We start from the raw sequence: 6000 nt of genomic DNA on the forward strand, positions 1-6000 counted from the left end.
TTAGAAATCTTTTATGCATGCTTTTGCGGGCATTTAGTGAAATTGCAAAACGCTCTTTATGAAGAAAAAACACCCCTGCCGTATTCGCAAAAGATCGGATTTTTTGGCTGTACGCACAGGAGAAAAACGACGTGGTCCTTTATTTTTGCTTGAAGTCAAATCCCATGAACAAACAGCAGAAATAAAATCTCCTCGTGTTGCGCGTGTAGGTTTCACGGTTACACGTAGAAACGGCAATGCTGTCAAACGCAACCGTATCAAAAGACGTTTGCGCGAAGCAGTAAGGGTTGGTTTAACAGATAACATGGAGGCAGGAACAGATTATGTTATTGTGGCACGTCCTGATGTGCTTCATGCACCTTTTTCATCTTTGATCAATGAATTAAACCGACGAATAAAACCAAAAACAAAGCATCAAAAACGGCAGCAGGGGTGTACGAATGGAATATAATCGCAATTTCTTTATCGCCATTGGATTGTCTTTTGGTGTGCTTATAGCATGGCAGTTTCTTCATGTTGTTCCCAAACAAGCTGAATTACAAAAACAACAAATCATCGCACAGCAATTGTCAAAACAACAGTCTACACTTTCCACTCCTACTACAAGTTTTTCTGACACAGCACCAACGCACGGATCAGCATCCATAATTGATCACAAAATGACTCCTGAAATCCGGAATGCTATATTAGCCAAAACAAACCGTATTGCTATAAAAACCAATGAACTTGAAGGTTCCATTAATCTTGTTGGCGCACAGTTTGATGATCTTCTCCTCAAAAAATATCGCCTGACAGTAGAGAAAAAATCACCGGAAATTGCTTTACTAAACCCCAAAGGATTCACAACGACCTACCTTGCTGAATTTGGTTTTACTAGTCCTTCTTTGTCAAAAGAAGCCTTGCCACAATCTGATACACAATGGCAAATAGAAGGAAACAACACGACACTGACTCCTTCAACACCGGTCACTTTAATTTATAATAACGGACAAGGACAAATCTTTCGTCGTGTTCTTTCTGTTGATGATCACTACATGTTTACCATTGAGGATTCTATCAGCAATGAAGGGAATAAGCCTATATATCTCTCATCCTATGCTCGCGTTGCACGCGCAGCTCCACCAGAACATACAAATGCGACCTACTTGCTTCATGAAGGCATGATAGGTATTGCAGGTGATTCGCTTAAAACCGAAAAATACAAAAATTTAGCGGAGCTTGATCCAAATCCTGATAATGGGCAAAAAAGTATAGCGTTCTCTAAAGTGATAGGAGGCTGGATTGGTATTACCGATAAATATTGGGCTGTAGCGGTTATTCCCCCTCAAGATAAAGAATATACAAGCCGCTTTATTTATTTTGATCGCTTGCAAACACATTATCAGTCTGATTTGCTCGAGTCACTTCTAACTATCGCTCCAAACGAAACAAAAACCGTTACAAATCGTCTTTTTGCTGGAGCAAAACAAGTTGAAATCATTAATCACTATCAAAATAACTTAAAAATTAAGAAATTTGCTCTTTTAATCGATTGGGGCTGGTTTGATTTCATCACCAAACCAATGTTTTCTCTTATTGACATTCTTTATAAGCAAACAGGCAATTTTGGTATCGCCATTCTTCTTGTCACAGTGCTATTGAAAACACTACTCTTCCCGCTAGCGAATAAGTCCTATAAATCTATGGCGCGTATGAAGCTTATACAACCGATGTTGTTGGAAATAAAAGAAAAATATCCAGATGATAGAACCAAACAACAACAAGCGATTATAGAACTGTATAAAACCCAAAAAATCAATCCTCTTGCGGGCTGTTGGCCAATGTTGGTTCAATTTCCAATATTTTTTGCTCTTTATAAAGTTCTGTATATTACCATCGAAATGCGGCATGCACCTTTCTTTGGTTGGATTCAAGATCTAGCAGCACCCGATCCAACTTCCCTTTTTAACCTGTTTGGCCTTTTACCGTACACGACCCCAACGTTTCTTATGCTTGGTGCATGGCCTTTGATCATGGGAATAACGATGTTTTTACAAATGCGTATGAACCCAGCTCCTCAAGATCAGACACAAGCTATGATCTTTGCGTGGATGCCGGTCATCTTTACTTTTATGCTCGCTTCCTTCCCTGTTGGTCTCGTCATCTACTGGGCATGGAACAATATACTGTCGATTATTCAGCAAGGTATCATGATGAAACGTCAAGGGGCTAAAATCGAGCTTTTTGATAATCTTAAAGCCTTGTGGCGAAGATCACCCAAAAAAGAAGTGCATGAATGACAAAATGTTCGTCTCTTTTGGGAATTTTTTTTCGCAAGTGGGTTTTTATTCGTGGTGTACCAGCAATACGCTTTCTCCCACCAGAAGGACCACCGGAAATCGCATTTGCGGGACGTTCCAATGTTGGAAAATCATCTTTGATCAACGCACTCGTCCAACAAAAAAGCTTGGCGCGTACCTCAAATACACCAGGGCGCACTCAAGAACTTAATTACTTTGTACCCGATGGTTTTAGTGGACGACTAGGAGATTTCCCTCCTATAGCGCTCGTAGATATGCCAGGTTATGGTTTTGCCGAAGCCCCTAAAAATCTGGTTGATGCGTGGACAGAGTTGATTTTTAACTATTTGCGGGGGCGTACAACATTAAAACGTGTTTATGTCTTGATTGATTCACGTCATGGAATCAAAAAAAATGATTCAGATGTTTTAGATCTTCTTGATAAAGCAGCTGTTTCTTATCAAATTGTTTTAACGAAAAGTGATAAAATAAAATCGAATGTCCTTGAAAAATTAATAATAACCACAAAAACACATCTGCTCAAACATCCAGCAGCTTATCCTGAACTTCTTGTGACATCTTCAGAAAAAGCATTAGGTTTGGAAGAATTGCGTACTGCCATTTTACAAGCAATCGCAGCGTAGAACACATTCCTTTTATTAAAAGTTTATTAAACATAATTATGAGCTTTTATTAATAATCTTGTACTTCTAGTAAAGCACCTTTATAAAAATTCCTAATACTTGAAAAAATTCTCATCAACTCTATTTGATAGCGTAGATTATGCTGACACTTTTTCATTCTCCTCTATCTTCTACCTCTCGATTTGTACGCCTCATTCTTGGAGAATATGGTGTAAGCACTCAATTGATTGAAGAACATGAATGGGCAAGAAGACACGAATTTCTCGCATTGAATCCGGCTGGTCATGTCCCTGTTCTTCTTGATGAATACGAAGTTCCATTATCAGGAGCTTTTGTTATCTACGAATATTTAGATGAAACACATGGAAATTTACGACAAGAGAATAAATTCTTTCCAGAAAATCCTTTAGACCGTGCCGAGGTGCGCCGCCTCAATGACTGGTTTTTAAATAAATTTGAAAATGAAGCTGCACGCCATATTGTACGAGAGCGAGTCTATAAACGTGAAATGCCGTTAGCCATTGGTGGTGGTGCTCCAAATTCACAAATTTTACGCAATGCGCGTGCAAACATTTTACCACATATGAACTATCTCAATTGGCTCTGCGCATCTCGTGACTGGTTAGTCGGCTCTGCATTATCTTATGCGGATCTAGCAGCCGCAGCTTCTGTTTCTGTGCTTGATTTTCTAGGGGAAATTGATTGGGATCAATCCCCCGCCGCCAAAGACTGGTATATGCGGATGAAATCACGACCTTCTTTTCGTTCACTTTTAACAGATCGTATTCGAGGAATCGTAGCGAGTCCTCATTATGCGGATCTTGACTTCTAAGCATCTCCCTTGACAAGTGAAAGAGGTATTAACATTACATCCGCACCAATAAAATTTCATGCATTTTTATGCACGGTGTAATAAAGCATCGACCTATAAAGGTAGTTCATTATTTTGCAATTGGAATGCCACCCCAAATACAAGAATGTTTTCTTATTTTTGCCTCCATCTTATGATGAACTAACGAACGTTTTCTTGTACATTACAAGCAGGATTGGTGTGCAAATAAAAATCATTTCAGAAAGAATTTGAAATATTTTATGGATTGTTTAAATGCAAAAATTATAACAGTGTTGAGAACTAAACAATAAAATGGTGGTATCGTCTTGCAAACCCTCACAACGTGTGACGTGACATTTACACTGTTTACTCTATAACGAAAACGAAAGCATTTTTCACCATGCGCTTCTATAAACTGGGAGTTCTTTCGTATGACTAAAAAATGAAATTTGTTCCCACAGAGAAAAAGAACCGTTGGAAAGAGAGAGAATTTACCTATACTTAAAAAGCAAAGTCATAAGGAGAAAGATATGCGCCTTACAGTTGTTGGTGCTAATGGAAAAATGGGGCGTGAGCTCGTTACAGCTATCCAAAGTAGGAAAGACATAGAGCTTTGTGCTGTGCTTGTGCGCAAAGGATCACCTTTTGTAAACAAAGATGCCAGCGCACTGATTGGTTCAAACCCTCTTGGCATTCAAATCACCGATGATCCTGAAAGTGCCTTTTCGCATACTGAAGGTATTTTAGACTTTTCACAGCCGCAAGCCAGTATTCTCTACGCCAACTATGCTGCTCAAAAAGGCCTTGTCCATATTATCGGCACGACGGGATTTAACAAAACAGAAGAAGAAAAAATTGCAGATTTTGCAAAATATACAACTATTGTCAAATCTGGAAATATGAGCCTTGGGATAAATTTGTTAGCAAATTTTGTAAAAAAAGCTGCCAAAGCATTAGGACCTGATGATTTTGATATTGAAATTTACGAAATGCATCACGCTGGCAAAGTTGATGCCCCTTCTGGAACAGCTCTTCTTCTTGGGCAAGCAGCAGCGGAAGGTCGCGATATTATGCTTAAAAATATGAGTGTGAGTGAACGCAGTGGCCATATAGGTAAACGCAAAAAAGGCACGATAGGCTTTGCCTGTTCACGGGGTGGGACGGTTGTTGGCGACCATAGTGTCACTTTTGCCGGCCCAAATGAGCGTATTGTTTTTTCACACGCAGCGCAAGAACGCTCTGTTTTTGCCAATGGTGCATTAAAAGCAGCTTTATGGGCAAAGAACCACGAAAATGGTCTTTATTCAATGCTTGACGTTTTGGGATTGAACGATGAATTTTAAACAGTCAATATAATGTAGGAAATTCATAATGGGACGCACACTTGTACTTATCCGTCACGGACAAAGTGAATGGAATCTCAAAAACCTTTTTACCGGTTGGAAAGATCCCGATTTGACAAAAAAAGGCCATGCTGAAGCAATAGCTGCAGGGAGAAAACTTAAAGAAGCTGGTTTAAAATTTGATATTGCTTATACATCTTCCTTACAACGCGCGCAAAAAACAGCGCAACACATTTTAGAGCAGATGGAACAATCTGATTTGCAATTGATAAAAAATCCAGCATTGAATGAGCGAAGTTATGGTGATCTTGCTGGTTTAAATAAAGATGAGGTCCGTCACCAATGGGGAGAAGAGCAAGTGAAAATATGGCGCCGCTCTTATACGATTGCTCCCCCTAATGGAGAAAGCCTACGCGATACTGGTGCACGCGTTTGGCCTTACTATCTTTACCATATCCAACCGCATATTTTGCGTTCTAAAACTGTTTTGGTCGCAGCACACGGCAACACTCTTCGTGCTCTTATTATGGCACTTGAAGGTCTAAACGGTGAAGAAATTATCTCCCAAGAATTAGCAACCGGTATTCCTATTATTTATACATTTAATTCTGACTCAACAATTTTATCAAAGACGATCATTACACCTTAAATTTCTAAAATCGTAGTGGACATAAAGAGTTTAACTCAACAGTTTTGAACTGAAGAACAAATTTTATAATTTTATTGACAGAGCTGTTTCACAAGCTTAGATGAATTTTAAGCCCAGATGGCGGAATTGGTAGACGCGCAGGTTTCAGGTACCTGTGCCGCAAGGCGTGGAGGTTCGAGTCCTCTTATCGGAACAGTCATTTCCATAACACTTGGCTATGAAGGCGGCAAAAACCGCGATATGGGAGCCTATT

6 protein-coding genes and 1 tRNA gene are annotated in these 6000 nt (G+C 39.5%); all 7 read left to right on the forward strand.

The window, feature by feature from the left end; all coding sequences use genetic code 11:
- Window positions 1–58 precede the first annotated feature (58 nt).
- The 7 genes from rnpA to GQO39_RS06585 all read left to right on the forward strand — a co-directional run bounded on the left by rnpA (window position 59) and on the right by GQO39_RS06585 (window position 5940).
- The gene (gene rnpA / locus GQO39_RS06555) at window positions 59–451 is read left to right on the forward strand and encodes a ribonuclease P protein component (protein WP_156851481.1); all 393 of its coding nucleotides are present in this window, start codon (window positions 59–61) and stop codon (window positions 449–451) included.
- Window positions 441–2279, forward strand: coding sequence for a membrane protein insertase YidC (yidC, locus tag GQO39_RS06560; protein ID WP_156851482.1), 1839 nt, complete (start codon window positions 441–443; stop codon window positions 2277–2279). The genes rnpA and yidC overlap by 11 nt, the downstream gene beginning before the upstream one ends.
- Window positions 2276–2923: a ribosome biogenesis GTP-binding protein YihA/YsxC gene (gene yihA, locus GQO39_RS06565; RefSeq protein ID WP_156851483.1), complete on the forward strand. Its 648-nt coding sequence runs from the start codon at window positions 2276–2278 to the stop codon at window positions 2921–2923. Before yidC ends, yihA begins: the two co-directional genes overlap by 4 nt.
- Window positions 2924–3062: 139 nt before the next feature.
- Window positions 3063–3755, forward strand: coding sequence for a glutathione S-transferase family protein (locus tag GQO39_RS06570; RefSeq protein WP_156851484.1), 693 nt, complete (start codon window positions 3063–3065; stop codon window positions 3753–3755).
- Window positions 3756–4285: 530 nt separating this feature from the next.
- Window positions 4286–5098: a 4-hydroxy-tetrahydrodipicolinate reductase gene (gene dapB, locus GQO39_RS06575; protein ID WP_156851485.1), complete on the forward strand. Its 813-nt coding sequence runs from the start codon at window positions 4286–4288 to the stop codon at window positions 5096–5098.
- 28 nt (window positions 5099–5126) lie between these two features.
- Window positions 5127–5747, forward strand: coding sequence for a 2,3-bisphosphoglycerate-dependent phosphoglycerate mutase (locus tag GQO39_RS06580; protein ID WP_156851486.1), 621 nt, complete (start codon window positions 5127–5129; stop codon window positions 5745–5747).
- A gap of 112 nt (window positions 5748–5859) precedes the next feature.
- A tRNA-Leu gene (locus GQO39_RS06585) sits at window positions 5860–5940 on the forward strand.
- Window positions 5941–6000: the final 60 nt, after the last annotated feature.

The sequence above is a fragment of the Bartonella refiksaydamii genome (assembly GCF_902652675.1).
Lineage (GTDB): Bacteria > Pseudomonadota > Alphaproteobacteria > Rhizobiales > Rhizobiaceae > Bartonella > Bartonella refiksaydamii.

Bases quoted from the DNA above. Each gene is read 5' to 3' on its own strand.
- rnpA (WP_156851481.1), top strand. From the start codon at position 59: ATGAAGAAAAAACACCCCTGCCGTATTCGCAAAAGATCGGATTTTTTG.
- GQO39_RS06580 (WP_156851486.1), top strand. From the start codon at position 5,127: ATGGGACGCACACTTGTACTTATCCGTCACGGACAAAGTGAATGGAAT.
- yidC (WP_156851482.1), top strand. From the start codon at position 441: ATGGAATATAATCGCAATTTCTTTATCGCCATTGGATTGTCTTTTGGT.
- dapB (WP_156851485.1), top strand. From the start codon at position 4,286: ATGCGCCTTACAGTTGTTGGTGCTAATGGAAAAATGGGGCGTGAGCTC.
- GQO39_RS06570 (WP_156851484.1), top strand. From the start codon at position 3,063: ATGCTGACACTTTTTCATTCTCCTCTATCTTCTACCTCTCGATTTGTA.
- yihA (WP_156851483.1), top strand. From the start codon at position 2,276: ATGACAAAATGTTCGTCTCTTTTGGGAATTTTTTTTCGCAAGTGGGTT.